A 26,315-nucleotide genomic window follows, 5' to 3' on the forward strand; every position below is an offset into this window, starting at 1 on the left:
TATGGCCGCCTCTGTAATTGACCACTACTTAGAACGCCATGCCGAACCCATTGTGGCTTGGTTTCAGACAACTGGCATATCTCGCCTCCCCCGTACTTACCAGTTTGTTTTGGTGATTCCGGTGTTTAATGAGGCTGGCCGCTGTTTAGAGCAGGTCTTGCCTGCCGATCTCCGTCAGACGTTGGTAATTGTAGTTGTTAATTCAGCAGTAGATAGCGACCCCCTAGCCGTCGCTCACACGGCAGCGTTTCTTAACCTGTTTCAACCCGGTGCCGAACCGATGAGTTGGGTTGCTCTATCGCAAGAGAGCGATTGTCTGGTGGTAGACTGTGCCACACCGGGCCGACAACTGCCAGCCAAACAAGGCGTTGGTCTGGCGCGCAAAATTGGGGGTGACTTGGCGTTGGCCTGTATTCGTCGGCAGGTCGTGCGCTCTGCCTGGATTCATTGCACTGATGCTGATGCTCAACTGCCGCTAAATTACTTTGACGCCGCCCCGCCGCCGCCGGATGTAGCCGTCGCCATTTATCCGTTTACGCATCAGCCGCCGCACAACAATATTGTGTTTTATGAACTCTCTTTGCGCTACTACGTGCTACAGCTAGCGCAGGCGGGTTCGCCCTATGCGTTTCAAACCATTGGTAGCTTGCTGAAAATCAATGCTTATCACTACGCGGTGGTTCGCGGTTTTCCTAAACGGCAGGCGGCAGAAGATTTTTATATGCTCAACAAGTTAGCCAAGGCGGGGCAGGTCTGGCGCTTAAAAACGCCTGCCATTCGGCTAGACTCTCGCCTTTCTAATCGGGTGCCTTTTGGCACAGGAGCGGCGATGCAGCGATTAGCCCAAAAACCCAGCTTTACGCTTTATCAGCCTCAGATCTTTGTGCTTTTAAGCCTTTGGCTGAGGTTAATTCCTGCTTTGTGGAGCGATCGCGCCGCTTTGTCACTGTCTGAACCTTTGCTAGGAGCGGCTTTGTCTAGCCTGGGGCTGGAAAAAGTGCTGACCCCTGCTTATCAGCACTGCCGCGATGTCAACTCTTTTTGTCGCTACCTCTGGGGCTGGTTTGATGCTTTTAGAACGCTGAAGTTTATCCACTACTTGCGAGATCACGCTTTGCCCAATTGGCCCGTTGCCCAGGCGATCGCGCCGCTGACCGGGTTACCCGCCTCTATGCCGCCTGACTTGACCCTATCCGACTGGCAGCGATCTAACGCCAAGCTGATTGCGCTAGAACACCAACTGCCTCTTCAGGTTGGCCCTACTGTCATGACAGCCCCCCAGCCGCCGCTGACCGGAGATTAGCGATCGCCCTCGGCCTGAGCGGCTGGCTCTATCGCATACCATAACCGGGTTGCTAATCTTTTGACGATGGCACAATTAGCTTAATCAGGCTGTCGATCATCACTGCTGACTCCATCGGCATCATGTCTTGACCGTGAAGGATTTTTTGCATCATCACATAGCTGATCAGACTACCGATAAAGATGCGAGCAGTCGCTTCTGCATGGGGCAGATTAAGCTCAGGATGAGCGGCAAAGTATTGGCTCAGCAATAACAGCACCTTTTGCGGTAAAGCGCGAACAAACAACTGCGCCAGCGCCGGAAAGCGCCCTGATTCGCCAATTACCAGCCTTAAAAAGGCGATGTATTCCTCATCGGTTGCCAGCATTGCTAACAGCTTGGTGGCGACCTGATGCAAAACCACAGTCGGTTGTTCTGCCCACGACAGCGTGCTGAATACCGTTTGAAACCGCTGCAAAGTTACCTGCTCAATCAGCGCTGTAAATAGCCCTTCTTTATCCTGAAAGTGTTTGTAAATGGTAACTTTAGAGACGCCAGCCGCCGCCGCGACGCGATCCATACTGGTGCCTTCATAGCCGCCTTCTAAAAAGATTTCTAAGGCACCCTGCAAGATTTGAGCCTGTTTAAGCTGTGCTGAGACAGAGCTAGTTGGCAGTGTGCCCATAGTGCTTACCTGCAAACGTCGATTGTTTGAAATGTTGTGACAACCTCAAGATTTGGCGATGGCTTGGAGCGTTCAGACTATACTATACCGTATAGTACAAACTAAAACAGCAGCTCACGGGTTCATCATGGCTCAGCTTGCATCGCCCCACCCCGATTCTCCCCAAGCAGACGCGCAACCTTCTGCCAAACAGGGTTTAAAGCGCAAGCTGCGTTTGCTGGTACCGCTGGGGCTGTTATTGCTGGTGGTCGGGTTAGGGGTTCGCTATGGGCTGAGGCAGCCGGAGGAGGAAGCGATTGAGCTAAGCGGACGCATTGAAGGCTACGAGACTGATTTAGCTGCTCAAGTAGGTGGCAAAGTTGTGGCGATCGCTGTGCGTGAAGGCGACCAGGTACGGCAGGGGCAGGTGATTGCGCAGCTTGATGATCAAGCCTTACAGGCGCAGCTAGTGGCTGCCAGGGCTAACGTCGCCGCCGCGCGGCAGCAGGTCAACCAAGCGCAGCTACAGCTTGACGTGCTGGCTAGCCAGGTAGAAGAAGCTCAACTGACGCTACAGCAGTCGCAAGGAGATGCGGCAGGCCGAGTCGATCAGGCGCAGGCCACCGTTGCTACAGCTCAGGCGCAGCTAGCCGCCGCCCAAGCCCAAGCCCAGCAGGCTGCTTCTGCTTTGGCACTTGCCCGTAGCGATCGCGATCGCTTGTCTACCCTTTTAGCAGCAGGCGCAATTGCCCAGCAGCAGTTTGACCAGGCTCAAACCGAGTTTGAAACTGCTCAAGAGACGCTGGCGGCTCAACAGGCGGCGGTTGCTGCTGCCCGCCAGCAGGTCAGCGCTGCCCAAGGCGGGCTGACCCAAGCCCAAACCAGCCAGATTAACCCTGAGATTCGAGCCACCCAGGTGACGCGTAGCCAGCTGCAACAAGCGCAAGCCGCTGCCCAGTTAGCTGCCGCCCAAGCTGAGTTAGACCAAGCCGAAGCGGCTCAGGCTGAGATCGCCGCCCGTCTGGAAGATTTAGACATTCAAAGCCCGATTGACGGTGTTGTCGTTAGTCGCATGGTTGAGCCAGGAGAAGTGCTAGCCGCCGGAACCCCGGTGTTAACGGTCATTAACCTGAGCAATGTCTACCTGCGGGGATACATTGCCGAAGGGGAGGTGGGCCGGGTGCGCGTTGGTCAGCCAGCCCAGGTCTATCTAGACTCAGCCCCCGATCAGCCTTTAGCGGCTACGGTGACCGCTATTGATACCGAAGCTTCGTTCACACCAGAAAATATTTATTTTCAAGCTGACCGGGTTACCCAGGTGTTTGGGTTGAAGCTGAAGATTGAAAATCCTGCGGGATTTGCCAAACCGGGCATGCCGGCTGATGGCGAAATTTTACTCAAACCGGAGAGAGACTCATGACCGCTCTGCTGACGCACTCTGCGCCTGAGTCATCCAGCGAAACTGCGATCGCCGTTCGACAGCTACACAAGCGTTATGGAGCGCTCGAAGCCCTCAAAGGAATTGATCTAAGCGTCAAGCGAGGAGAAATTTTTGGCTTGATTGGGCCGGATGGGGCGGGTAAAACTACCACCTTTCAAATTTTGGCGGGGGTGATGGCGGCTAGCGAAGGCGAAGTTACCATTTTGGGGCGGCTCCCTCGGCAGGCGCGGCTAGAGCTAGGCTACGTCACCCAGCAGTTTTCGCTCTATGCAGACTTAAGCATTGCCGAAAATCTGCGCTACCGGGCTGGGCTACGGCAGATTCCAGCCGCCGAATTTTTGGCGCGATCGCAAATGCTTCTAGAGCGGGTAGATTTGCATCGCTTTCGCGATCGCTTAGCCGCCCAACTTTCCGGTGGCATGAAGCAAAAGCTAGCCCTTTGCTGCGCTCTCATTGCTAACCCTAAAGTGCTGTTGTTAGACGAGCCGACGACAGGGGTAGATCCGGTGTCGCGGCGAGAGTTTTGGGATTTGCTGGCAGCGGTCGCGGCGGAGGGGGTAACCGTTATAGCAGCAACGCCCTATCTCGATGAAGCTGAACGCTGTCACCGAGTTGCGCTCATCTATGCTGGGAAAATTCAGCAGTTGGGAACCCTGGCAGAGCTGCGAAACAGTTTGGGGCTGAGCCGGGTAGAGGTGCGCTCAGACGATGTTCTGACGGCTGAAGCGGTGTTGAGTCAAAGCAAGGGCGCTATTGTCGATATTCAGACCTTTGGCGATCGCCTAGATGTTTTGGTGACGGCGGCTGACGCTGGTCAGCAGCAGATTCGCTCGGTCTTAGCCCAGCATCACCTATCTTTGCCAACGCTGCGCTTAGAGCAACCAACGTTAGAAAATGTATTCGTCAATCGCTTGCGACAGCAGGGTTCAGACCCTCCCTATCTGCCCTTTCCGACTTATCGCACTGGTCAAGCGAAAGGTGAAACGGCCATTTTTGCTCAAAATCTGCAAAAAAACTTTGGAGATTTTCAGGCTGTCAAAGGGGTGGATCTGACCGTCCGCTACGGCGAAATTTACGGCTTGTTGGGAGCCAATGGCGCGGGTAAAACTACCACCATCAAAATGCTGTGCGCTCTGCTGCCCGCCAGTGGCGGTGACATTCAGCTAGCTGGCGAAACCAGTCATTTGAATCGGCCTGAGGTGCGATCGCGCATTGGCTATATGAGCCAAAAGTTTACCCTCTACGACGATCTGACCATTTTGCAGAATCTAGAATTTTATGGCGGCGTTTACGGCGTACCCCGCCCTCTGCGGCGCGAAAAAGTAGACTGGGTACTCGAAACCTGTGGCCTCAAAGGTCGAGAAAATATTCTAACTGGTAGCCTGCCGGGTGGATGGAAGCAGCGAGTGGCGTTTGGTGCTTCTGTCATGCATGAGCCAGACATTCTCTTTTTAGATGAACCGACCTCTGGAGTTGATCCACTGGCGCGACGGCAGTTTTGGCGGCTGATTCGAGATTTTGCCCGACGCGGCACCGCAGTTTTGGTGACCACCCACTATCTGGAAGAAGCCGAAAACTGTCATGACATGGCCTTTATGGTAGCGGGTCAAATTGTCGCCCAAGGTTCACCTAGCGCCATCAAAACCCGTCAGCCCGGTCAACTCATTGAGCTGGTATCGGCACAAAACCAGGCGGCCTCAAACGTGCTGAAGCAACACCTAGAGGATTGGCGAGTATCTATCTTTGGCGATCGCCTGCATCTGGTTTTAGCGGATGCCGACCGCGATTTAGCCAGCGTCCGGCAGTGGCTACAAGCCGCGCAGATTGACGTTATTTCTACCCGCTTGATCCCTTTTTCTTTGGAAGACGCTTTTATTGGTATCGTACAGCGAGCATCGCAGCTATGAAACGGGTGTGGTCACAGAGCCTCAAAGAACTTAACCAGTTTCGTCGCGATCGCCTGACGGTAGCACTCGCTTTTTTGCTACCGCTGGCGGTACTGCTGATTTATGGTTACGCCATTCGCTTAGAAGCCAAAAATATTCCCCTCAGCGTTCAAGATTTTGACAACAGCTTCCTCAGCCGCACCTATGTTGAACGCTTGTTTGCGACTAACCAATTCGTGCCCACACCTTTAGCAGGTAGCCCGACGGCTGTAATCGATCGCGGCATAGCCAAAGCCACCGTGTTGATTCCGCCCGATTTTAGCCAAAAAATCAAGTCGCGGCAGCCCGTCACGGTGCAGGCGCTAGTCGATGGTACCGATGTCAACAACGCCCGCATTATTCAAAACAGCCTGCAAGCCACAACGCAATTTTTTCTACGCAGTCGGGGTTTAGCCCCGGCTGCTGTCGGCTCCTTTGCTCAAGCCTCACCGATTCAGGCTCAGATACGGCTGTGGTTCAACCCTGGTCGGCAAGAATCCCTCTATATTGTTCCAGGCATTTTTGGGGTGTTGTTGTGGGTTTTTCCTTCCATGCTGGCTGGAATTGCGATGGTGCGCGAAAAAGAACAGGGCACCATTGTACAGGTCTATGCTTCTGACCTCAGCGCTACCGAATGGCTTTTAGGTAAAGAACTGGCTTATTTGATAGTGGGTTTGGCGGAAGCGTTGGTGGTTATGACCGTGGCGACGGTGTTGTTTGGGCTGCGCTTTCGCGGTGATCCAACACCTCTCTTGGTGGGGACGATAATTTATCTAGCCGCCAGTGTGGCGTTTGGGCTATTAGTGGGGGCGCGGGCTGGCAATCAAACAGGGGCTGTTCAGGGAACGGCGATCGCGGGCTTTCTCACCGCTTTACTGCTATCTGGATTTATTTATCGGCTAGAAAATATTCCTTTCCCGCTATCGCTGCTCTCCCATGTCATTCCCGCTCGCTACTACATTGAAATTACCCGCGATGCTTTTGTCCGTGGTACAGGCTGGCTAGGGGTGGGATATGCTCCGTTGGCGATCGCTTTAATCGGCGGCTGCTTTTTGGGGCTGGCCAGTCGCCTCTTGCGGCGGATGCAGTTTCCCGATTGAAGCGGAGGTAGCTAAAAGCAACAGACTCAGGCAGCGGGCAAAATACAAGTTTTCTATCAGCGGCTTTCAGCAATCTGAGTATCTCAGCCCCGGTGGCTACCGCTATCCTTCAGCCCCCCAATCTCTTGCCACTTACCCGTAATACCGATTCTTCAAAAGAAAGGTACAGATGAGACTGACGAAACGTATGCAGAGCCAAGACTGTTCAATTCAAAATCGAAAATCCAAAATCGAGAATTGATATAAACCTGCTAGTGGCCTTTCTCCCATGAACCCTTTTCGTTCACTGCTCAATACCCGCCTCTGGCCGCTAATTTTGAAAGAGGTGCGGCAAATCCTCAAAAACAGACAGATTATTTTTCTGTTGTTGTTTCCGCCGACGATTCAACTGCTTGTTTTTGGCTTTGCCCTCAATCCTGAGGTCACTGGCCTGAGCCTGGGGATTGTAGACTATAGCCACGGCTCAGCCAGCCGCGAGTTTGTGGCGGCGCTGGTAGCCAACGACGTGTTTGTGGTTGAAACTTTTCCGCCCAGTGAGTCGGCGTTGGCTCAGCAGGTACGCACTGGCAAAATTTCGACTGGGCTGGTGATTCCGCCTGATTTTGAACAGCGGCTAACGGCTGGCCAGTGGGTGGACGTGCAGGTGCTAATTGATGGCGTTGATGCCAACACGGCTGGCATTGCCCGTGGCTATATGCAACAGCTTATCAGCCGCTACGGCCAAACGCTGAATCAGCTTGAGCAGGTGCCAGTGGCGGTGGCTGTTCGCTTTTTGTATAACCCAGGCTTGCTGAGCAGTTGGTTTTTTGTGCCAGGGGTAATTGGCATTGTCCTCACCCTTACCGGATCGCTGGTGTCTTCTTCAACGGTGATTCGCGAAAAGGATGTAGGAACGTTAGAGCAATTATTGATGACGCCTGCAGCAGGTTGGGAAATTTTGGCCGCTAAAATAGTGCCGCTGTTTGGGCTGCTAATGGGAGATGTGCTGCTGGCTTCTGCGCTTGGCTGGCTGGTCTTTGGTTTGCCTTTTCGCGGCAGCTATTTGTTATTTTTGGCTTTGTCGGCTGTTTATGTTTTTGTTTGCATTGGAATAGGCATTTTGCTAGCAACCTTGGCTCGCAATCAGCAGCAGGTGATTTTGACGTCGTTCTTTTTTAATGTGCCGCTGATTCAGCTTTCTGGGGCGATCGCTCCGATTGAAAGTATGCCAACCTTTTTTCGGCTGCTTTCTTTTTTTGACCCGTTGCGGCACTACGTTACCATCGCTCGTAGTCTCATCCTCAAAGGGGTGGGCTTGACGGTTTTATGGCCAGAAGTGGCTTTGCTGATCGGCTTTGCGCTGTTGCTGCTAGGGGTTAGCATTGGCCGCTTTCGGGCCCAGCTGAACTAGGCGATCGCCCATAGCAACAAACCCCGGTACCTATGACGTTTGAGCAGAGAGAGACGGCTCGGTCGTATAGGCATAGCGCACGCCCAAATGTTCAGCGATTTTGTCGAGAATATTTTCACGCCGAAAAGGCTTACTGACGAAATCGTCACAGCCAGCCGACAGGCTAGCGGCTTGGTCTTCATCAAAAGCGTTGGCGGTTAAAGCGATGATTTTGATGGGATTGGAGGGTAAAGAGGGGCTATCGGTTTCAGGTTTGCGGGTTTGCTCCCACAGACGAATGCGGCGGGTTGCTTCCAAGCCATTCATCACTGGCATTCGCATATCCATCCAAATCAAATCGGGTTGCCAGCTTTGACAGGTTTCTACGGCTGCTTGGCCGTTGACGGCTTCACATACCTGAAATCCTAAACCTGTCAGCATACGAACCAGTAGCAGACGGCTAACGGCATTATCTTCAACCACCAGAATGCGATAGCGTTTCTCGCCGGGAGCCAAGCCCGTCACCTGATGGGCGGCATCAGGCGATCGCTGCGGTGCTATCTGAGGCTGATCGACGCAAATGTCAAACTGAAAAGTCGTGCCCCGGTTCAAGGTACTGCTCAGCGTAATTTTGCCCCCCATCAGCTGAACCAGTTGCTGACTAATCGGTAAGCCTAGACCCGCCCCGTCACCCGATTGCTGACCGACTTTTCCTTGCATAAAAATGTCAAACAAACTGTCAGCTTCGTCGGGAGCAATGCCGGGGCCTGTATCTTCAATGGCAAAGCAAAGGCGTGACTGCGGCTTGGGGCGATCGCTAGATGGCGTTGGCGCTTGAGCGCTGGCAGGCGAGAAGGGAGGCGTGTCTTCGCAAGCTGAAACCCGCAGCACTACCTGACCCACCTGAGTAAACTTGATGGCGTTGCCCAGCAGATTAATCAAAATCTGCCGCAGCTTGCCTTCGTCGGCAGTAATGAGTGGCGGTACCGCAGGCGATCGCTCAAAAATCAGCTTTAATCCTTTAGAGAGGGCTTTAACCTTCAGCATGGCTTCGAGATTATCCAGAAGCTGATGCAGGTTAAAGTCTGTTTTGTGCAGCGTGACTTGGCCAGACTCAATTTTAGAAATTTCTAAAACGTCGTTAATCAGCGCCAGCAGGTGCTCGCCGCTTTGGTTGATGATATCGAGATATTCTCGCTGGGGCGAACTGATGGCAGGATCGCTGCTGATGAGCTGGGTAAAACCAAGGATGGCATTGAGCGGCGTACGCAATTCGTGGCTAACCCTGGCTAAAAACTGGCTTTTGGCCTGAGAGGCCATCTCGGCGCGAATTTTCTCTTGTTCAATCTTGAGCTTTTCTTCAGCTAACTGAAGGCGCTGCTGCTGCAATTTCAAAATAGCGTAGCTTTCAATTAAGCCTGCGGCAACGCCCAGAGCGACCAAAGCGGGAATAACAGGAATCCACCAGCCGCTGATAAAAGCCAGGTAGCTACCGCCTAGTAAGATCCCTCCCGATAGGGCAATAAAAGCCAGCAAAATTGCCAGTCGAGCAACAATTTTCTCCCCCTGGCGGTTGAACTCTAGCAGCCAGCCGTAGCCAACTGTGCCTACCCCCGACCAGATCAGCACCCAAATCCACTCCCAAGGCTCTGCCCAAACTTGAATGACCGGGCGACCCTCAAGGGCGCTACTGAGCAACTGGCTGGCAATGTTGGCGTGAATGATAACGCCTGAAGTTGATGTCGGCGAATTGATAAGGCCGCTGCTGTAAGGGGTATAAAACAGATCGTTGAGACTGGGGGCGGTACTGCCAATGAAAACAATGCGATCGCGAATCAAGTCGGCATCAAATCGACCGGCCAAAACGTCTGTCAGTGAAATGCTGGGAAAGTGCTCTTGATGACCACGGTAGTTCAGCAGAATTTGGTACCCTCCCATATTCGTGCGCACATATCCGCCATCGTTAGGGCGCAGCGGCACAAAAAGACCTTGCCCTAGCCGATAAGAACTACGCTCGGCATCTAGTACCTCTAACGTAACTCCCTGAGTTGACAGGTACCGTAGCGCTGCCTCTACGCCCAAATTGAAGCGCACCTGACTGTCAGCGTTGTAATGAGAAAGCAAAGCCCGACGTACCTTGCCGTCGGCATCGACAATTAAATCGGTTAGCCCCACTTGACGATGGTCATCTAAAACATCGGGGGGGCCAACTGTGCGCCCTACCACCTTTTCGACCCCTATCAAATTAGGGGTTGACGCCATCACCTGAATCCAGCTTTGAGATCCAGGCTCGACAGGCAGGTTGCGATACATGTCTAAGGCGATAATGCTGGGCTGCTGCTGATTGAGCGTTTGGATAAGCTGGGCTAAGGTGGCATCTGATAAAGGCCAGTGTCCTAAACGATCAATGTCTGATTCATCGACGGTTATCAATAACAGCCGCTCGTCGATAGATTCCGTCGGGCGCAGGCTAAAAAAGCGATCGTAGATGTTCCACTCAAGTAATTGAAAGCATCCCGTAAACTTAACGGCAATGACACATACCGCCACCAACGGAGTTGTAATTAAGACAGCAGGCCATCGCATTTTGATTTTTAACTTAGTTTTCCCTCAGTTCTAAAAAGGGTTGGTTTGCCAGCTCGGCCAAACCTTCTGACTCTAGCAGTTGTCTCCAACTTTGTGTGAGAGCGGCATTTTCCGGCTGTGGCTGCTGTAGCTGAATTAAACCACTTAGCATGTCGTACCAAACGCCTGCTTGTCCGTAATCAGCGGTTTGCTGTACGAGTGAGCGTTCATTGGTATTTGTGTCGGCAACTGTTTCGATCCGCTGAATGTAGCCATCGACTAAGGGCATGTCTGTTTGGGTGGGTTGGCACATCAAGGCAAGGGACCAGCGATAGGTCGCTCCCAATGCCAGCGGCGGGCTATCTTCGGGTAGCTGAATTCCCATAATTCCACCCTCTGCGGGCAAAGGCAACATTGCCTGGTAGATTCCTCGATTTTGCGGGTCTCTCAGGGTAAAGTGAGCTTCCTGAGCCACAGTCGGGGGCACGTATACCCAAATGGTTGGGTGAGCAGCCACCGTCAACCCAACGCGAGAGGTGGGCAGCAGCGCTGTGAGCGGTACGGTGTAGGCTTGGTCTTGACTGCATTTAACCTCGGCAGGCCGCGAAGCCCCCCCGCGCGAATCGTCTGCTGGGTCGGTGTTGGGGGGAACGAAGCGGACGACAGGTGCCGGACTGGTGGAGTTGGCGTAAGCCCTTAACTGTTTGGATTGGGAAACCCCTTCAGCTTTGGCTGGAGAATAGCTTCCCCAGCTGATGGCTACCAGCAGAGAGACAACACTCATCCCTAGCAGTTTGTGGGCTAAGCAGCTTGATTTTGTAAGATTCATCTGCGTTTCTCCTAAGCTTACAAGTTGGGTTGAATAATCATTTTGGGGTCTGTCTAGCTACAGGGGGCTTAGGTAGATGCCGATTGACGATAACGGTGCGATCGCTTGGTAAATGGTAGCCAGGAAAGTCTCGGATTATACAATAGCCTACCCAGACGTCAGCACACCTGCACCACAAAGTAATGTTTGCTTACAGCCAGTTACCAATGAGGACGAAGGGTGCCCAGTAAAAGGGATGATGGGTCATATCTTCTTCATGTAGGAGGGTTAATTGAGCTAGCCTGAGGGCTTCGGCTTTGGTGTTTTCCGGATGTTGGGTCAGTTGGCGATAAAACTCACCCATCAGTTTGGCAGTAGAGGCATCATTAACCTGCCAGAGGGTTGCCAGCGTGCTGCGTGCGCCTGAGCGCAAAGCCATTCCTGCCAGACCGAGCGCAGCGCGGCTGTCGCCAGCAGCCGTTTGACAGGCACTCAAAACAAGCAGTTCTAGCGGCTGGTTTGGGTTTTGTACTCGCGGCTGTAGCAGTTCGTCTAGGGCGGTAACGTTAATTCGGCCATCCCAGGTGACGAGAAACGTTTCTTCGGCTGCGGAGCTAAACTGACCGTGCGTGGCAAGATGCACAATCGGAAACGGAAAGTCGTTGAGAGATTGACGCAGTTGCTGAGTGGTAAAACGCTGGTTGAGTAACTGCGTAGCTGGCAGGGTATCGGCTACTTGATCTAGCTCGACTTCAACGGCTGGTAGGGCTGAAAATCCTTGTTGGGACTGGCTGAGTCCGGCGGTAAGGGCTTTGAGTCTCTGAGTATTGAGCGATCGCGGTTCGAGCAACTGTAATCCTGGGCTTAAGGCAATGCTATAGCGCTCAATTAGGTACTGATCACCATCGTATAAAGCCGCCATCGGCAAATTACGTAGCGAGCCGTCTAAAACAAAGACTAGTGTTTGAATTTGACTTTCGGCTAGGGCGGCTTCAGCGGGGCGAATCAGCCAATCATAAAGCTGCTGGGATAGTCGCAGCCGATCTTGCTCAAAAAAGTGGGGATTGAGATAAAGCTGCAATTCGCCAATTACCTGTTCTACGTCTGCCTGGGGCAGTTGGGTTTCAAAGTGAAACAGGGGTTGTCCGGGGCGAGAGACAACGACGGCTAAGCGATCGGGCAAAATGATGGGATAAATAACCGCAGCCTCCGGATCGACGGTGTCAATAGCGCGAGGGCTGGCTTTCAGGCAAGCTTGTCGAAAGAAGTTGTTGATTTCGGCTAGCTGTAGCGCTTCGATCAGTTCACGGGCTTGTTGCAGGTTGGTTTGGCTGGGATGAGAGGTTAACAGTAAGGCTACTAACTCGCGATAAACTGGCTCAACATTTTCTTTAAAGGAAAACTGCAAGTCGGGGTTGAGGGCTACTAGTTCTTGGCGCAGCGCCTGCAAATGTTCAACGGCTCGACTGTAGGCGGCGATCGCAGCGGCGGTTTGTCCTTGCTGATGCAAAATTCGGCCTAACTGCCACTGAGCAGGTGCGGCAATATCGGTCGCTTTCATGCTTTCGGCTAGGGTAATGGCCTGTTGGGTGGCTGTTTTGGCATCTGGCCACTGCCCTAAGCTTTCGTACAAATGACCGAGTTGTTCTAGGGCATAGGTTTCTGCTCGTAAATCTTGCAAAGTCTTGGCGGCTGTAATTGCCGCTACTAGCCGCTGCGCTATCTGACGAGGACTGAGCAATTCGGCGGTTAAATCTGGAGATTGACGGCGGCGGTTTGTGGCCGCTGAGAGAGCCATCAAGTTAGCAGCAAAATTGACCTCAGCGTATACGGCCTCACGGCTGGGGGGCAGGGTAGCTAAGTCTGCTTGGATCTGGGGTAGCAAAGCCTCAGCTGCAGCAGACTGATCCATTTCTAGCTGCAGACTGAGCTGATTGAGCAAAGCCTCTACCCGAAACAGCGCACTAGGGGCTAGGGCGGCTGCTTGTTGATAACGTTCTAAGGCTGCATCGCTGGCTTGCAAAGCTCTGAGCGTGTTGCCTAAGCTGAGCAGGGTAGGGCTAACCTGATGGGTAAACACGGGCTGGGTAGCCGCCAACTGCTGAGTGAGGCTCAGGCTTTGTTCTAGCAATGTTTGAGCCTGAGCCAAATTGCCGACTGAGTGCAAAGCGATGCCTAAAAGTCTGAGTCCGGTGGCTTTGATAGTTTGATCAGCCTCAGCCTGCAGCGAGTCTAAGGCACGCTCTAATAGCGTTTGCGATCGCCGATAATACCCCAGCGCCTGTAGAGCTTTTGCCTGATTAATCTGGCTGCCTAGCTGCCCGGTGGTATCCCCTAAATTTTTGTGCAGATCTTCGGTTTGCTGCCAGGTGGCCAGCGCCGCTTCCGGTTGCCCCAACGCTAGCTGTAGGTTGCCCTGGGTATTGAAACCAGCCGCTAATAAAGAGCGCACCGTCTCCGTGGCGGGCGACAAGCCTTGGAGCAAGCTGAGGCTGTTGGCATTGGCGCTTGTGGCTGCTTCCCACTGCCCTAGATTGAGGTAGGCCAGTGCTAGATAATGCAGCGATCGCGCTTGCTCTAGCCCGTTTCCTTGAGTCTGATAATGCTGTTGAGCCTGCTGCCAGATCTGGGCGGCCTCTGCCAACCGCCCTGCTGCGAAGAGGGTTTTACCTTGCTCAATCAGGCTGCTAGCGTCGAACGCTTCACCTGGGTCGAGAGCCACTGCTGTTTTTGCAGCGGGTGCTGGCCAAAGGGCTGCCGCTGTGTGAGCGGTTACCGGAGAAGCGATCACCACCAGCAAAAAGCTCATGCTGGCCAAAGCGACAGCAAATAACCGAGGAGGGACTTTAGGAAACCGCAGAAAAGGCATGAAAATATAAAAAAGATTAATTTATGATTTGATAGTTAGTTTATGAATGAGATCTTTTTAAGAATTGTTTAAATCAAGAATGCAATAGGCTACATTGATTCAGGTCTGATCGATAAATTCAAAGAAGATAATAACCAGCTTGAGACAGGTTTTAGCCAATCTGATGAAAAAGTTGATAAAAAAGGTTGCTTTTAGCCGCTTTACCAGATTTGTGCCTGTCAGAACCCCCTTGAGTGAGGTTTTTTTATTGGCCTAATTGCTGCTTACCCAGCCATTATTACTGATTTACAGGCTTGAGTTGAACAGACTGCAATTACCTTTATCTCAATTTTAAGTTTTTGACTTTGAAGATAAACTTACTGGCGTCAAAATTTCCGGATCTCAGTGATTTCTCTCGTATGACGCCCCAGCTTCAACTGAGAAAATAGCTTTACCAGGAATCGTTTAGATTAAGAGGCGATCGCCAATGTCCCTGCAATTTTCAGGTCGATTAAAACGTTTACAAGGGTGGGGATTTGTCGGGTTGATATGGGTCGGATTGGGAGAATGTCAGTTGCCGATCAAGGCTCAAATTGTGCCAGATGCGACCCTGCCCATCAATTCAGTCGTACCGACCGGATGTACAAACTGCCTGATAACGGGGGGAACGCCTGACGCCAACCATCAGGTGCTCTTTCATAGCTTTGAGCAATTTTCTATCCCGACTGGTGGCAGCGCTTTTTTTCAGCCCGATGGGGGGCTGCTGGGCACGCTAGAAAGCATCGTCACTCGCGTGACGGGTCAGGGAGCAATTTCAAATATTGACGGTGCGATCGCCTCTCCGGTTACCCTTTTTTTCCTCAATCCCAATGGCATTGTCTTGGGGCCTAACGCCTCTCTGACTATTGGCGGCTCTTTTATCGCCAGTACGGCGGATAGCTTGCAGTTTTCGGGAGGCGGTACCTTCAGCGCTGTAAACCCCCAGGCTCCGCCGTTGCTGACACTGAGTACCCCGGTGGGGCTACAGTTTGGGGGCAATCCAGAGCCGATTGTCAATCGTTCTCAGGCTGCTAGTGCCTTTCCGGCTTTACCCGTGCCGCCCGGTCTGTTAGCGGCCAATGCTGGCTTAGAAGTGATTCCCGGTCAAACGCTAGGTTTGTTTGGCGGCGCAGTTAGCCTAGAGGGGGGTAACCTGACGGCGCTGCAAGGACGAGTTGAAATTGGCAGTGTTGCAGGTGGCACTGTCGATTTGACCCCAACGTTTAACGGGTTTGCCGCAAGCTACGAAAATGCTCAAGGAGGGGGTGATATCCGGCTGAGCCAGGGATCTCAGGTGAATGTGAGTGGCTTAGGGGGCGGGCAGGTGCAGCTGCAAGGCCAAACGGTGGCAGTGCTAGACGGTTCGCAAGTGCTGTCTTACACCCTGGGCAATCAACCCGGCGGAAATATTGACGTAAACGCGATCGCTGCTGTTGAAGTCGCAGGTGCCAATGGCCCTATTCTCAGCGGTTTGCGTACCGATACCCTGGGTGACGGTGCGGGGGGAGACTTAAACATTCGCACGGGGCAATTGCGTATTAGCGATCGGGCGTTGTTGTCAGCTTCCACAGTCGGCCAAGGCAGTGGCGGCGATCTGACCATTCGCGCCCGTGATTTGATAGAAATCAGCGGGTCTAGTTTTGAAACTTTGCAGCAAACGTTGTTTTTAGGCGCTATTCAAGGCACTGTGCAGCTTACGGATGCTGAAAGTGGTTTGCTAGTCGGCACCGCTGGGCCAGGGGCAGCCGGACAATTGAGCCTAGATACCCGCCGCCTAGTACTCCGTGACGGAGCGCTGATTTCGACCACGGCGGCTGGTTCGGGGCGGGGGGGAGATACCTTGGTCAACGCCAGTGAGTCGGTAGATATTTCTGGTTCTTTGTTTTTAACCGGAACGTTGCAGGGAACCACCCAAGCGGCTGGTAATTTGAGGCTCGATACCCAGCGTTTGACCTTGCGAGATGGGGGGTTACTGCAAACGTTTACGTTTGGCTCTGGGGCAGGGGGTGACCTAGTGGTAACTGCCACTGAATCGATTGACCTACTGAGTACGCCTTTAGGGGCGATCGTGCCGACGGGCATTTTTGCCAATAGCATCTTTGGCACAGGCGCGGGCGGCGATATTGCCGTTACCACAAATCGGCTGACTATCAGCGGCGGCGCTCAAATTGGCAACCAAACCGGAGCTTTGCTGGGGACGGGGCTGATTCCTTTCGGTGGTCCTGCCGGAGACGTTATCCTCACGGTGGCGGATACGGTGGAAATTTCTGGTTTTTCCCCTGACAGACGCTTTCTCAGCGGCCCAGGAACAACCAGTTTTAGCGGTGCCCCGGCGGGTGACATTCGCCTGACCACAGGCAATCTCACTATTCGTGAGGGGGCGAATATTTCGACGACGACCCTCAGCCAGGGAGCAGCAGGACTTTTGACAGTCAATGCTGCTGGCGTAGTAGATCTGGTGGGTCGGGGCACCATCAACCCCCTTGGCATTCCGGTAGAGGTGCCCAGTAGTCTGGTGTCTTCATCGGGTCGGGCTGACTTTCCGGGGTTAGTAGCCAGCGGAGCAGCGGGATCGCTCCAGATTACAGCCGGAGAGTTGCGTATTCGTGACGGGGCAGAAGTGGCTGTTAATAGTTTGGGGACAGGTAATGCCGGTACGGTTGAGGTAAGGGCAGGGCTAATTCAGCTAGACAATCAGGGTACGATTACGGCTTCGATGGTTTCTGGGGCAGGGGGGGATATTGACTTGCAGGCACAGACGGCAGTGCTGCTGCGGCGAGGTAGCCTGATTTCAACCAATGCGGGTAATACCGATGGGGGCAACATTGCCATCAATACGCCTTTTTTAGTTGCCATTCCGCAAGAAGACAGTGACATTACTGCCAATGCCCAGCAGGGGCGCGGTGGGCAGGTCGTGGTGACGGCTCAAGGCATTTTAGGAACAACTTTTCGAGAATTTCTCACACCAGAGAGTGAAATTACGGCTACCTCAGAGTTAGGGCCACAGTTTAACGGCGTTGTGGTACTCAATACGCCTGATGTGGATCCTAGCTCTGGTTTAATTGAACTACCGACAAATTTAGAAGATCCCAGCGATCGCATTGTCTCGGGTTGTCCTAGCGATCGCGGTAATCGCTTTGTGGTGTCTGGGCAAGGGGGCTTACCGCCTAGCCCGACGCAGCCGCTACAATCGCCACTGGCCTGGCAGGACTGGCGATTTTTGCAACCTGAAACAGCCACCGCCCCTTTGGTGACTAGCACAGTGCCAAATCGAACCATTGAGGTTAGCGCCGCTCCGGCAGTGCGATCGGCCTGGGTAGAGGCCACAGGCTGGCAGGTGGATGCAGCCGGACAGGTGAGTTTTATTAGCCAGCAGCCTGCCAATGCGGCTCAAACTGCTCAGGTGGATCTTGTTGCTACCTGTCAGCCGATAAGGTCATCTTTGTAGGTTTGCTATTGGAGCTAAATGCAGAGGGCAAAGGGCAGAAGCCTTTCTGTCAGCGGCTTTCGGCAACTGAAGTGTTTCAGTGCTGGTGACGATAGCTGTACGTATTCGTCAATGTAAAGAGATAGGGCGGCAGGCTGTTCTACAGAGGGCGCTGAGACGGGTTATGTCAATTCTTGATTTTCGATTTTCGATTTTGAATTAAACAGTCTTTGCTCTGCAGACGTTTCGGCATTCTCATCTGTACCTTTACGTTGAAGAGTCGGTATTGGCTTGAGGCCGAGGGCAACGTTGGATCGTCACAATATGGTCATCAGTTGGTCATCTCTGGCTTCTAGAGTGAAGATTAGCTGTGCATGAGGCAACTGTTATGGCTCTGGCATCATTGATATCAATCACTGCAGGCCCGCTGGTTATTTTGGCTCTGCTATTATTTTCGGGGATTCGTGTGCTTACCTGGTTATTTCCGCTTTCTTCGGAAGTGCCTGAAAAGAAGCCATGAGACGGTCTTGCTAAAGTCAGACGGCAGAGGGCAAAAGGCAGAAGGAAAGGTTTTCTGTCAGGGGTTTTTAGCTATTGAAGGATTTCAATACTTGGGGCGGTAGCTCTACATAAATCTGCATGGCTATAGCCAGACAGTGAGATGGGGGAAGGGTTGGGTACTTTAAAACTGAGACAGCTTTTGCCTCTTTAGCCACTATTGCAGTTGCTGAATTCTGTTTTCGCTGCAGCCTTAACCCTCTTTTTAAACCGTTTCACCCACGATGGACATCGAACAATTTCACTGGACGGTATCCCACGGCTGGAGGCTACAATCACCTGCTCAAGCGAAGCTGTCAGCCCAGTTAGTGCTGATATTTGGCTCAGCTTCGGCCTTGCAAGACCTCACCCTGATGCAGCAAGTTCGCTCAGCCTATCCGCAAGCGACGCTGCTGGGATGCTCTACTGCGGGTGAGATATGCGATACCTGGGTGCGGGATCAGTCTTTGGTGGCAACTGCAATCGAATTTGAATATACGACTGTGCAAAGCCGCGCTATTGAACTGATTCCAGGGGAAAGCAGTTATGAGGCTGGTAAACGGCTTGCCCAAGCTTTTGAAGCCGAAGACCTGACCCATTTGTTTGTCCTGTCTGATGGTATTCAGGTTAATGGTAGCGATCTGGTTCGAGGACTGATGGCTCATTTGCCGCCAGAGACGACTTTGACTGGGGGCTTATCTGGCGATGGCGATCGCTTTCAAGAAACCTGGGTACTGTGTGACCAAGTGCTGCAGCCCGGTTTGATTGCGGCTGTAGGGTTATATGGCGATCGCTTGCAGGTGGGGGTTGGCTCTTTGGGAGGCTGGGCACCTTTCGGCCCCAAGCGCACGATTACCAAATCAATCAACAATGTTTTGTATGAGCTAGATGGTCAATCAGCCTTAGCCCTCTACAAAAATTACCTGGGAGAACAAGCCGCTGATTTGCCTGCTGCTGGTTTGCTGTTTCCCCTGAGCGTTCGTTTAGAGGGGGCATCCCGCACTGTGGTACGAACGATTTTGTCGGTGGATGAAGCCGCTCAAAGCATGACGTTTGCCGGAGATGTGCCGCAAGGGGCGACGGTTCAACTCATGCGGGGGAGCTTCAATCGTTTGGTTGATGGGGCGATCGCGGCGGCTGAAACGAGTTTGGCTCACTTGTCAGCCCAGCCGCCAACGCTGGCAATTTTAATTAGCTGCGTAGGGCGCAAGCTGGTTTTAAAGCAGCGGGTTGAAGAAGAAGTTGAAGGCGTTCGCAGCGTGGTTGGGGAGCAGACTTATCTCACGGGATTTTATTCTTACGGTGAAATCGCGCCTGCTGCCGAGGGTTGTAGCGCGGAACTGCATAACCAAACGATGACAATCACCACGCTAACAGAGCAAGCACTTGCTAAGTAATGTAACTATACTGCGCTTAAGCATACCCGCCTTATGAAACTTGTGTTAAACCTCTGTTTTTGCCGACAAAGCCTTTAGTGTCTTATGGTACTGTACGGAAATATTTAAGGATATAAATTATTGGCGTTAGTCGCCTTGTTGGGCTGATCCTTTAGCTGTTTTTCGACTTAGCTATCTCTCTACAAAAGCAATTGTTGCAAATCAAACTTTTCTTTTCTCTAAGTTCCCTTTGTGAAATGCTGGCACAGTGAATGAAAGATTCTACAGGTGCTTTACAACTTCAAAATTTACATCCTTTATTGTTGCGGCAGCTAAAGCGCTACCTAAAGCAAACGCCTGATGAGGCTTCTGCTTTAGATGATAACTGTCAAGCATTTTTGGCCGCTATTAGTCAGGCGTATCACGAATTTGACGAAGATCAAGCCATTCTAGAGCGATCGCTAGAATTAAGTTCTCAAGAGTTATTGGCAACTAATCGGCAGCTAAAAGAGCTATTAGAAACCGTAGAAGCTCAGGTTGAAAGTCGAACCCAAGATCTGGCGGCGGCTAATACAGCTTTGGAGGAAACATTGCAAGAACTCAGCGAAACTCAGCTACAACTGATTCAAACTGAGAAAATGTCTTCTTTGGGTCAGATGGTTGCAGGTATTTCCCATGAAATTAACAATCCTATTAGTTTTATTCAAGGAAACCTGACGCCTTTGCATCATTATTTGCAAGATTTATGTGAACTATTAAAGCTTTACCAAAGCGAATTTCCTCAGTCCACGCCTGCGATTCTTAGCAAGGAAAAAGAAATTGATTTGGCGTTTATTCTTGAGGATTGGCCTAAGCTGCTAACGTCAATGCTGATGGGAACACAGCGAGTTCAAAGTATCGTTGTTTCGCTGCAAAATTTTTCGCGTATGGATGAAGCGGCTGTTAAGGAAGTCGATATTCATGAAGGGATTGACAATACGCTATTCATTTTGCAGCATCAGATTCCGCCGGAAGTTGAGGTGATTCGTGACTATGGCACTCTGCCGTCGGTTGTTTGCGCCCCGGCTCAGCTTAATCAGGCGTTCACTCATATTATTGCCAATGCTTTAGACGCGATGAGCGACCCTGACGCTGCCACCAAGCAACTGGTCATCACAACACGGGCGATCGCGGGCGATCAAATTCAAATTGGCATTCGGGATACGGGTATGGGTATGTCGGCCAAGGTCAAAGCCAAAATATTTGATCCTTTTTTCAGTACCAAGGTTGTGGGGCAGGGAACAGGCTTGGGGTTGAGTATTTGCTTCAAAATTATTCAGTATCATCAAGGCCGCATTGAAGTTAGGTCTGAAGTTGGTAGCGGAACTGAGTTTCTGATTACGCTACCGTGTCAAGCGCTGCCGCTAGAGCCGCAGAGCAGTCTGACGGTAGCGGCAACGTCTTAACCTAGCCCGCTGTGCTGGGGGCTAATCTGCTTAGTGCCTATCGCTAGAGTTCTTGGGCGGTGGGGCGCACCATAATTTCATTAATATCTACTTCGTCTGGCTGCTCGACCGCATAGGCAATTGCCTCAGCGATCGCTTCAGGTTTGATGGCGACGTCATAAACCTGATCCATTTGCTTCGAGGCGTCCGGATCTTTGACCGAATCGGTTAATTCTGTGGCGACTGCCCCTGGTGAAATAATCGTGCAGCGAATGTTGCCGCCAATTTCCTGCCGCAGCCCTTCAGAGATAACTCTGACGGCAAACTTGCTAGCACAGTAAACGGCTCCGCCGGGAAAGACTTTGTGCCCAGCAACCGAAGAGATGTTAACAATGTGTCCTCGATTGGCTGCTTGCATTGGCGGTAGGGCGGCGGCGATGCCATACAAAACGCCTTTAATATTGACATCAACAATTTTGTCCCATTCCTCAACTCTGAGCTTGTCTAGGCGAGAAAGCGGCATCAGGCCAGCGTTGTTGATCCAGATATCGATTTTGCCATATGCATCTAGGGCGGCTTGGGCGAGGGCTTCAACTTGATCTTGCTGGGTAACATCTACGGTTTGGTAGGTGGCTTTGCCGCCGTCTTTTTCGATAGCCTGTGCCAAATCCTGTAAGCGCTCTTGGCGGCGAGCGCCCAACATGACCTGAGCGCCTTTGGCGGCGAGTAGTTTGGCAGTGGCTTCTCCAATACCGCTACTTGCGCCCGTAATCACGACGCTTTGACCTGAAAGGTGACTCATCTTTAGATTCCTTTATATTTCTGTTTGTAAAGCTTAAAACAGGAATCATGGCTCAGCCGACTATCTAGGGGAGGAAAAGTTTGTCGGCAAATCGATGAGTTGTCACGTTTGTCAAGCGATCGCAAAGCCGCTATAGCAGCCACCAGTGCTCAAAACTTCAATGGCTGAAAGCCTTTAACAGAAAGGATTTCCTTCTATTTTTAGCTAGAAGCTCAGCCCGGAGGATCTATCGAACTCGTTTTGCAGTTTAGCAGGTGGGCAATTTGCGTTTCCCATTCGGCGGCGGCAATCATGCCAGAGGCTAGCACCACCTTTTCTAGACTGGCTAGCCAGCATTGGTAATAGTCCCAGTGAGGGTCGTTGAGGGCGTGGGTTGCTTCCCAGTCGGCAATGGTGGTAATTAGGGTTTGCCGAAAGGCTTCCCACTCGAAGTAGCCTTGCTTAGAAAGGGCGATCGCTAAGCCAAAAGCCATCTTTTCCCAGTCTCGATCAAAGCGGAGATGGCCATCTTGGCGGGGGGGAGCTTCTTCTGGCGAACCCATTAAGCTGGTGGCGGCAAAATGTTCAAATTGGGTAAACATATGAGCTTGCTCTTAACAATTGCCAGGTTAAAAGAGGCATGAGGACTGCCCTCGATCGCGAATGGGCTAAAAGTTGACGGCTAGACTTTGACGGTGGCAACGCCCATCATAGCTTCTGGTGTCAATAGGGCAGCTAATTCGGCTTCACTCATGCCTTCGCTGCCAGCAGGACGCATGGGTAAGACCCACCAGCGGATCTGGGCGCTAGTATCCCAAAGCCGAATCTCTACTGAATCATCTAGTTCGACGCCAAACTCAGACAAGACGACGCGCGGTTCACGGGTGACACGAGCGCGGAAGGTGGGGTCTTTGTACCAGTAGGGGGGCAGACCTAGGGTGGGCCAGGGATAGCAAGAGCACAATGTACAGACAATGACGTTGTGAACGTGGGGGGTGTTTTCGGCAACGCGCATGTGTTCGCCTTCTGCCCCTGACATGCCCGCCGGAAAATCCATTTGCTGGCAGGCGGCGTTGCAATCTGCTAGCAGCAGTGCCTTAAATGCCGGATCCACCCAGGCTCGCGCCACCAGTTTGGCACCATTAAACGGCCCCATTTTAGTTTCAAAATGGTTTAGCACCGTATCGACGGTATTACCTGTGATAATTCCTTTTTCGATCAAAAGTGATTCTAAAGCTTTGACCTTAGCAGCGCTGAGCCGCTCTCGATCGGCGTCATATCCAAACCCTGGATAGTTACTCGGCATGGTCTTCTCCTGACTCAATCGCTTCTAAATAGACTTCAAAAATGTCGTTGTAGTAAACCGAGTTGGGGTCAATCAGCGCCTCTTCCCAAATATCGGCTGGCTTAAAGGCAAGGCTATAAACAGGCATGGGGGTGCCTAAGCCATCGGTGGTGGGAAAGAAATAGGTAAAGGCACCCTCATAGACTTTGACGACTTCGGCAACTCGACCGCGAATATGCCCCGGCAAACGGGTGTGATCGCCTGAAACTACATTTTTGACCCGAACGCGATCGCCGACCTGGAAACGAGGCGTTACTGAGTCAGGGCGTAAGGGCGAGTCGCCTTCAGTTAAATATTTGACGACCTGGGCATCAATAGCCGCGCCGCCACTGGTAGGAAGGGGCGCGTCTGCTTTTTCACTGTCGGCCAAAAAAGCGGCGGTTCGTGCTTCTAATTCTGCTTGGGTGATGTAGCCTTCTGCAACAAAAAAGCTAGAAATTCCGCCCAACCATTTTTCGTAATAGCGCAGCCGAAAATACTCAAAAGGATGCATGCCTTCGGCTCCCTGGCGCAAATGTCCCCAAGTCCAAAAACTTTTAAACTCGGTGGGAACCTGATCGATTTCATAGGCGGGAAGCGCGGCATCGAGATGATTGCTGAGAGCCATCATAGCGGTGTGAATACCGAAGATGCGCTCTTCCCAGGGTTCGACAAAGACTTTAGTTTCAAAGTTGACGGGGTCTAGGTTTTCTAGCCCCCCTAAGTAGTGCTGTAGTTTCATGGGGGTATGGAGTTTTCAACAAAGTTAAAAAGGCTTAATCGCGCGCTAAAACACTTCTGCGTAGGTTGCGGCTAGGCAGCTTTGTAAGCCCTGACGTAGCTGCTCGGCGTTCAAATGGCGGCCAATAAAGACCAGTTCACTACGACGAAGTTCGCCTACTTGCCAGGGTCTGCCGGGTCGGCCATCAAGTGTCATGTGAACCCCTTGAAACACAAATCGCCGCTGTGCCTGATCGACATCTAAAATGCCTTTCATCCGGAAAATGTCGCGACCTTGAGCCTGTACAAGCTGATAGAGCCAGCGATTGAGTTGGGTGCTGTCTAGGGTGCCTATTTGGGTAATGGCGACGGAGCTAATAGAGGTGTCATGTTCGTGAGCAGTTTCGGCTAAAAATTCAGGATCGAGGCTGAGGGCATTTTTGAGGTCGAAGGCGTGAATACCTAGGACGTGATCTAAGTCGATTTCACAGTTTTGGGTGACATAAATAGCGGCGATCGCGTTGATTTCTCGTATTTGTTGCTGTAGCTTTGCTAAAGATTCGGGCGTCACTAGATCTGCTTTGTTAAGCAAAATGATGTCAGCGAAGGCAATTTGCTCTTGGGCTTCGCTACTCTGCCAATGGGCTTCAATATGTTTAGCATCTACAACGGTAATGACAGCGTCTAGCTGGGTCTGCCGAATCATTACTTCATCGGTAAAAAAAGACTGAATCACGGGGGCTGGATCGGCTAATCCGGTGGTTTCAATCACTAAATGGTCAAAGGTTTCGCCGCGTGCCATTAAATCAGCGATAATTCGAATCAGATCTCCGCGTACGGTGCAGCAGATACAGCCATTATTCATCTCAAAAATTTCTTCGTCGGCATCTATAACCAGTTGGTGATCGATACCAATTTCGCCAAACTCATTGACGATAACCGCAATTCGCTTGCCGTGGTTTTCAGTTAAAATGCGGTTGAGCAGCGTGGTTTTACCCGCACCTAAATAGCCGGTTAGCACCGTTACCGGAACTGGTGAAATTAAGCCCATAAAAGTCTCCCTGAAACGCTGATATTTGATAGCAAAGGTGCTAATTGCGATCGCCTGAAAGTTTACCTTAGTTAAATACTCATAAGGGATATTTAGGTTTGCAGTGTGGTGGTCATTGCCTTACCCCAGGCTTCTGATAAATAGCCAAAAATGGCTCCCAAAATCATAGCGGCGATCGCAATTAGCACTGGATTATTAGGTAAAGGTGCTGTCACCGGAAGGCCAGTGGCGGCGACTGTACCGACAGTTTGAGAAAAGCCCCAAACAATGGCTGGCGTAATTCCATAAGTGAACGGCAGCTTTGAAGCTTGCACCATAGCGGCACTGCCAATGCCAACGCAAATAGCGGCGATGAGCGGTGTATTGCCAATAAGATCAATAGACCACAAAGACAGCGCAGCGATGATAATGCCTGTGATGTTACAAGCCACAGACTTAAAAAATCCTCGCGTGCCGCCACCTACAATAAAGAAGGAAGCCCAAGCTGTAAAGGTGACCCAAACGGGCAGCGGAATCACGGTTGCGGTGAGAAAAACATCAATCCCGCCCAGCACGCCAATACTAATTGTTAATGCTTCGGATTGTTTCATGGCAGATTGTTTTTCCTGAAGATAAATCCAAATCGGGCGATAGAATCAAAAGATAAAAAAGGATGATTAAGTTTGCTTTGAGAGAAACACAGTCTAGTAAGAATCTGGAGGTCTGTTTACGTTCAAACTTGGCAGTGATTGCGGTTAATAAGAGAGATGTTAGTAGTCGATTTATTTTTTAACGTTTGAGCTAAGCTGCTCCATTGCTAAAAGCAGAAAGAACAGTTTTTTGTCAACAGCTTTTAGTTGTTTAGGCGAGTCAAAATTAGAGGTCACTGCGCTCAAAAGCGATCGCAATTAACTTAACTGCTAAACCAGATAGGGTTTTAGAAAACTTCTTGAAATGATCCTATTCGTGAGAATATCGTTCATTTTTTCCGTAAACCGTAAGCCAAGCTACATTTTGCTTGCTGAAATCGTCAAAAATTGTCTAAATAATGTGGGATTGATGAAAACCCATAATTTCTTAATGGGCTAAAATCAGTCGAATCATCGTTAAAGCTGCCCTAAACGCGATCGCTTATCAAACCCCTTTGCCATGATCAACAACAGTTCTGCTCCAGCCGAAATTGAAGGGTATCAAATTGATCAGCTCGATCTAAAAATTATTGAACTTTTGCAGCAAAACGGTCGCATTGCCTATAGTGACATTGCCCGAGCGATTGATTCGCCTGAAGCGACTATTCGCTATCGAGTCAAGCGCTTACTTGACGAAGAAATTATTTCAATTAGCGCGTTTATCAACACGGGTAAAGTCAAACATGAAACCGTGGCTTATCTAGAACTTGAAATAGAGCCTGGCTTTTTAGAAACCAGCCTTGCTGAGCTATTGGCTATGGAAAATATTAGCTACATTGCTTCAGTGACAGGTGAGCTGAATCTGATGCTGGAATACATTTATAAAGACAACCATGACTTGTTGAACTTTATCAATTCGCTCAGGCAAAATGCAGCCGTCAAGCGCCTCAATTCTCGCACTATTTTGAAGATTCACAAAGCCCAATATCCGGCAAGGGTACAGCCTTAATCGGCCACAGCGCTTAG

The 26,315-nt window shown here is 51.4% G+C and carries 19 protein-coding genes; 9 read left to right on the plus strand and 10 right to left on the minus strand.

Annotated features, from left to right (window positions below):
- The first annotated feature begins 1 nt into the window (after window position 1).
- On the plus strand, window positions 2-1,303 hold the full coding sequence (locus tag ACTS3T_RS13615; RefSeq protein ID WP_462935210.1) for a hypothetical protein: 1,302 nt from the start codon (window positions 2-4) through the stop codon (window positions 1,301-1,303).
- A gap of 52 nt (window positions 1,304-1,355) precedes the next feature.
- On the opposite strand, the gene ACTS3T_RS13620 is transcribed toward ACTS3T_RS13615, so the two are convergent.
- Complete coding sequence (locus ACTS3T_RS13620; RefSeq protein WP_462935211.1) at window positions 1,356-1,967, minus strand: TetR/AcrR family transcriptional regulator; 612 nt, start codon at window positions 1,965-1,967, stop codon at window positions 1,356-1,358.
- A 127-nt stretch (window positions 1,968-2,094) separates the two neighbouring features.
- On the opposite strand from ACTS3T_RS13620, the gene ACTS3T_RS13625 reads away from it, so the two are divergent.
- From ACTS3T_RS13625 to ACTS3T_RS13640, 4 genes are all read left to right on the plus strand, one after another.
- On the plus strand, window positions 2,095-3,366 hold the full coding sequence (locus tag ACTS3T_RS13625; RefSeq protein ID WP_462935212.1) for an HlyD family secretion protein: 1,272 nt from the start codon (window positions 2,095-2,097) through the stop codon (window positions 3,364-3,366).
- Window positions 3,363-5,294 carry an ATP-binding cassette domain-containing protein gene (locus ACTS3T_RS13630; RefSeq protein ID WP_462935213.1) on the plus strand — a complete coding sequence of 644 codons (1,932 nt, stop codon included), beginning with the start codon at window positions 3,363-3,365 and terminating at the stop codon, window positions 5,292-5,294. The genes ACTS3T_RS13625 and ACTS3T_RS13630 overlap by 4 nt, the downstream gene beginning before the upstream one ends.
- On the plus strand, window positions 5,291-6,412 hold the full coding sequence (locus ACTS3T_RS13635) for an ABC transporter permease (RefSeq protein ID WP_462935214.1): 1,122 nt from the start codon (window positions 5,291-5,293) through the stop codon (window positions 6,410-6,412). Before ACTS3T_RS13630 ends, ACTS3T_RS13635 begins: the two co-directional genes overlap by 4 nt.
- 268 nt (window positions 6,413-6,680) lie before the next feature.
- On the plus strand, window positions 6,681-7,802 hold the full coding sequence (locus tag ACTS3T_RS13640) for an ABC transporter permease (protein WP_377963162.1): 1,122 nt from the start codon (window positions 6,681-6,683) through the stop codon (window positions 7,800-7,802).
- Between the two features lie 30 nt (window positions 7,803-7,832).
- Here the strand turns inward: ACTS3T_RS13640 and ACTS3T_RS13645 are convergent, their stop codons facing one another.
- The 3 genes from ACTS3T_RS13645 to ACTS3T_RS13655 all read right to left on the minus strand — a co-directional run bounded on the left by ACTS3T_RS13645 (window position 7,833) and on the right by ACTS3T_RS13655 (window position 14,023).
- The gene (locus ACTS3T_RS13645) at window positions 7,833-10,367 is read right to left on the minus strand and encodes a CHASE2 domain-containing protein (RefSeq protein WP_377963160.1); all 2,535 of its coding nucleotides are present in this window, start codon (window positions 10,365-10,367) and stop codon (window positions 7,833-7,835) included.
- Between the two features lie 13 nt (window positions 10,368-10,380).
- The gene (locus tag ACTS3T_RS13650) at window positions 10,381-11,175 is read right to left on the minus strand and encodes a DUF928 domain-containing protein (RefSeq protein WP_377963158.1); all 795 of its coding nucleotides are present in this window, start codon (window positions 11,173-11,175) and stop codon (window positions 10,381-10,383) included.
- 190 nt (window positions 11,176-11,365) lie between these two features.
- On the minus strand, window positions 11,366-14,023 hold the full coding sequence (locus ACTS3T_RS13655) for a CHAT domain-containing protein (RefSeq protein WP_377963156.1): 2,658 nt from the start codon (window positions 14,021-14,023) through the stop codon (window positions 11,366-11,368).
- A 466-nt stretch (window positions 14,024-14,489) separates the two neighbouring features.
- On the opposite strand from ACTS3T_RS13655, the gene ACTS3T_RS13660 reads away from it, so the two are divergent.
- The 3 genes from ACTS3T_RS13660 (at window position 14,490) to ACTS3T_RS13670 (ending at window position 20,826) form a co-directional block, all read left to right on the plus strand.
- Complete coding sequence (locus ACTS3T_RS13660; protein WP_377963154.1) at window positions 14,490-17,489, plus strand: two-partner secretion domain-containing protein; 3,000 nt, start codon at window positions 14,490-14,492, stop codon at window positions 17,487-17,489.
- Between the two features lie 761 nt (window positions 17,490-18,250).
- Window positions 18,251-19,402, plus strand: a complete 1,152-nt coding sequence (locus tag ACTS3T_RS13665) for an FIST signal transduction protein (RefSeq protein ID WP_377963152.1) — start codon at window positions 18,251-18,253, stop codon at window positions 19,400-19,402.
- A 251-nt stretch (window positions 19,403-19,653) separates the two neighbouring features.
- Complete coding sequence (locus ACTS3T_RS13670; RefSeq protein WP_377963150.1) at window positions 19,654-20,826, plus strand: sensor histidine kinase; 1,173 nt, start codon at window positions 19,654-19,656, stop codon at window positions 20,824-20,826.
- 43 nt (window positions 20,827-20,869) lie between these two features.
- Here the strand turns inward: ACTS3T_RS13670 and ACTS3T_RS13675 are convergent, their stop codons facing one another.
- The 6 genes from ACTS3T_RS13675 to ACTS3T_RS13700 all read right to left on the minus strand — a co-directional run bounded on the left by ACTS3T_RS13675 (window position 20,870) and on the right by ACTS3T_RS13700 (window position 25,271).
- Window positions 20,870-21,607 carry an SDR family oxidoreductase gene (locus tag ACTS3T_RS13675; RefSeq protein WP_377963148.1) on the minus strand — a complete coding sequence of 246 codons (738 nt, stop codon included), beginning with the start codon at window positions 21,605-21,607 and terminating at the stop codon, window positions 20,870-20,872.
- 212 nt (window positions 21,608-21,819) lie between these two features.
- On the minus strand, window positions 21,820-22,188 hold the full coding sequence (locus ACTS3T_RS13680; RefSeq protein ID WP_377963146.1) for a nitrile hydratase accessory protein: 369 nt from the start codon (window positions 22,186-22,188) through the stop codon (window positions 21,820-21,822).
- 80 nt (window positions 22,189-22,268) lie between these two features.
- Window positions 22,269-22,892 carry a nitrile hydratase subunit alpha gene (nthA, locus tag ACTS3T_RS13685; protein WP_377963144.1) on the minus strand — a complete coding sequence of 208 codons (624 nt, stop codon included), beginning with the start codon at window positions 22,890-22,892 and terminating at the stop codon, window positions 22,269-22,271.
- A complete protein-coding gene (gene nthB / locus ACTS3T_RS13690) occupies window positions 22,882-23,652 on the minus strand; it encodes a nitrile hydratase subunit beta (protein WP_462935215.1) in 771 nt (256 codons plus the stop codon). The genes nthA and nthB overlap by 11 nt, the downstream gene beginning before the upstream one ends.
- A 45-nt stretch (window positions 23,653-23,697) precedes the next feature.
- A complete protein-coding gene (locus ACTS3T_RS13695; protein WP_377963140.1) occupies window positions 23,698-24,681 on the minus strand; it encodes a CobW family GTP-binding protein in 984 nt (327 codons plus the stop codon).
- Between the two features lie 92 nt (window positions 24,682-24,773).
- A complete protein-coding gene (locus ACTS3T_RS13700; protein ID WP_377963138.1) occupies window positions 24,774-25,271 on the minus strand; it encodes a DUF1097 domain-containing protein in 498 nt (165 codons plus the stop codon).
- Window positions 25,272-25,809: 538 nt separating this feature from the next.
- Between ACTS3T_RS13700 and ACTS3T_RS13705 the strand changes: the two genes are divergently transcribed.
- A complete protein-coding gene (locus tag ACTS3T_RS13705; protein ID WP_377963136.1) occupies window positions 25,810-26,298 on the plus strand; it encodes an Lrp/AsnC family transcriptional regulator in 489 nt (162 codons plus the stop codon).
- Window positions 26,299-26,315: the final 17 nt, after the last annotated feature.

This window comes from Almyronema sp. (genome assembly GCF_052168255.1).
GTDB lineage: Bacteria > Cyanobacteriota > Cyanobacteriia > Phormidesmidales > Phormidesmidaceae > Sphaerothrix > Sphaerothrix epifaneia.

Coding starts and splice junctions, on each gene's coding strand:
- ACTS3T_RS13620 (WP_462935211.1), bottom strand. CDS start 1,967: ATGGGCACACTGCCAACTAGCTCTGTCTCAGCACAGCTTAAACAGGCT.
- ACTS3T_RS13670 (WP_377963150.1), top strand. CDS start 19,654: ATGAAAGATTCTACAGGTGCTTTACAACTTCAAAATTTACATCCTTTA.
- ACTS3T_RS13645 (WP_377963160.1), bottom strand. CDS start 10,367: ATGCGATGGCCTGCTGTCTTAATTACAACTCCGTTGGTGGCGGTATGT.
- ACTS3T_RS13705 (WP_377963136.1), top strand. CDS start 25,810: ATGATCAACAACAGTTCTGCTCCAGCCGAAATTGAAGGGTATCAAATT.
- ACTS3T_RS13695 (WP_377963140.1), bottom strand. CDS start 24,681: ATGGGCTTAATTTCACCAGTTCCGGTAACGGTGCTAACCGGCTATTTA.
- nthA (WP_377963144.1), bottom strand. CDS start 22,892: ATGCCGAGTAACTATCCAGGGTTTGGATATGACGCCGATCGAGAGCGG.
- ACTS3T_RS13680 (WP_377963146.1), bottom strand. CDS start 22,188: ATGTTTACCCAATTTGAACATTTTGCCGCCACCAGCTTAATGGGTTCG.
- ACTS3T_RS13660 (WP_377963154.1), top strand. CDS start 14,490: ATGTCCCTGCAATTTTCAGGTCGATTAAAACGTTTACAAGGGTGGGGA.
- ACTS3T_RS13630 (WP_462935213.1), top strand. CDS start 3,363: ATGACCGCTCTGCTGACGCACTCTGCGCCTGAGTCATCCAGCGAAACT.
- nthB (WP_462935215.1), bottom strand. CDS start 23,652: ATGAAACTACAGCACTACTTAGGGGGGCTAGAAAACCTAGACCCCGTC.
- ACTS3T_RS13655 (WP_377963156.1), bottom strand. CDS start 14,023: ATGCCTTTTCTGCGGTTTCCTAAAGTCCCTCCTCGGTTATTTGCTGTC.
- ACTS3T_RS13650 (WP_377963158.1), bottom strand. CDS start 11,175: ATGAATCTTACAAAATCAAGCTGCTTAGCCCACAAACTGCTAGGGATG.
- ACTS3T_RS13700 (WP_377963138.1), bottom strand. CDS start 25,271: ATGAAACAATCCGAAGCATTAACAATTAGTATTGGCGTGCTGGGCGGG.
- ACTS3T_RS13615 (WP_462935210.1), top strand. CDS start 2: ATGGCCGCCTCTGTAATTGACCACTACTTAGAACGCCATGCCGAACCC.
- ACTS3T_RS13635 (WP_462935214.1), top strand. CDS start 5,291: ATGAAACGGGTGTGGTCACAGAGCCTCAAAGAACTTAACCAGTTTCGT.
- ACTS3T_RS13640 (WP_377963162.1), top strand. CDS start 6,681: ATGAACCCTTTTCGTTCACTGCTCAATACCCGCCTCTGGCCGCTAATT.
- ACTS3T_RS13675 (WP_377963148.1), bottom strand. CDS start 21,607: ATGAGTCACCTTTCAGGTCAAAGCGTCGTGATTACGGGCGCAAGTAGC.
- ACTS3T_RS13625 (WP_462935212.1), top strand. CDS start 2,095: ATGGCTCAGCTTGCATCGCCCCACCCCGATTCTCCCCAAGCAGACGCG.
- ACTS3T_RS13665 (WP_377963152.1), top strand. CDS start 18,251: ATGGACATCGAACAATTTCACTGGACGGTATCCCACGGCTGGAGGCTA.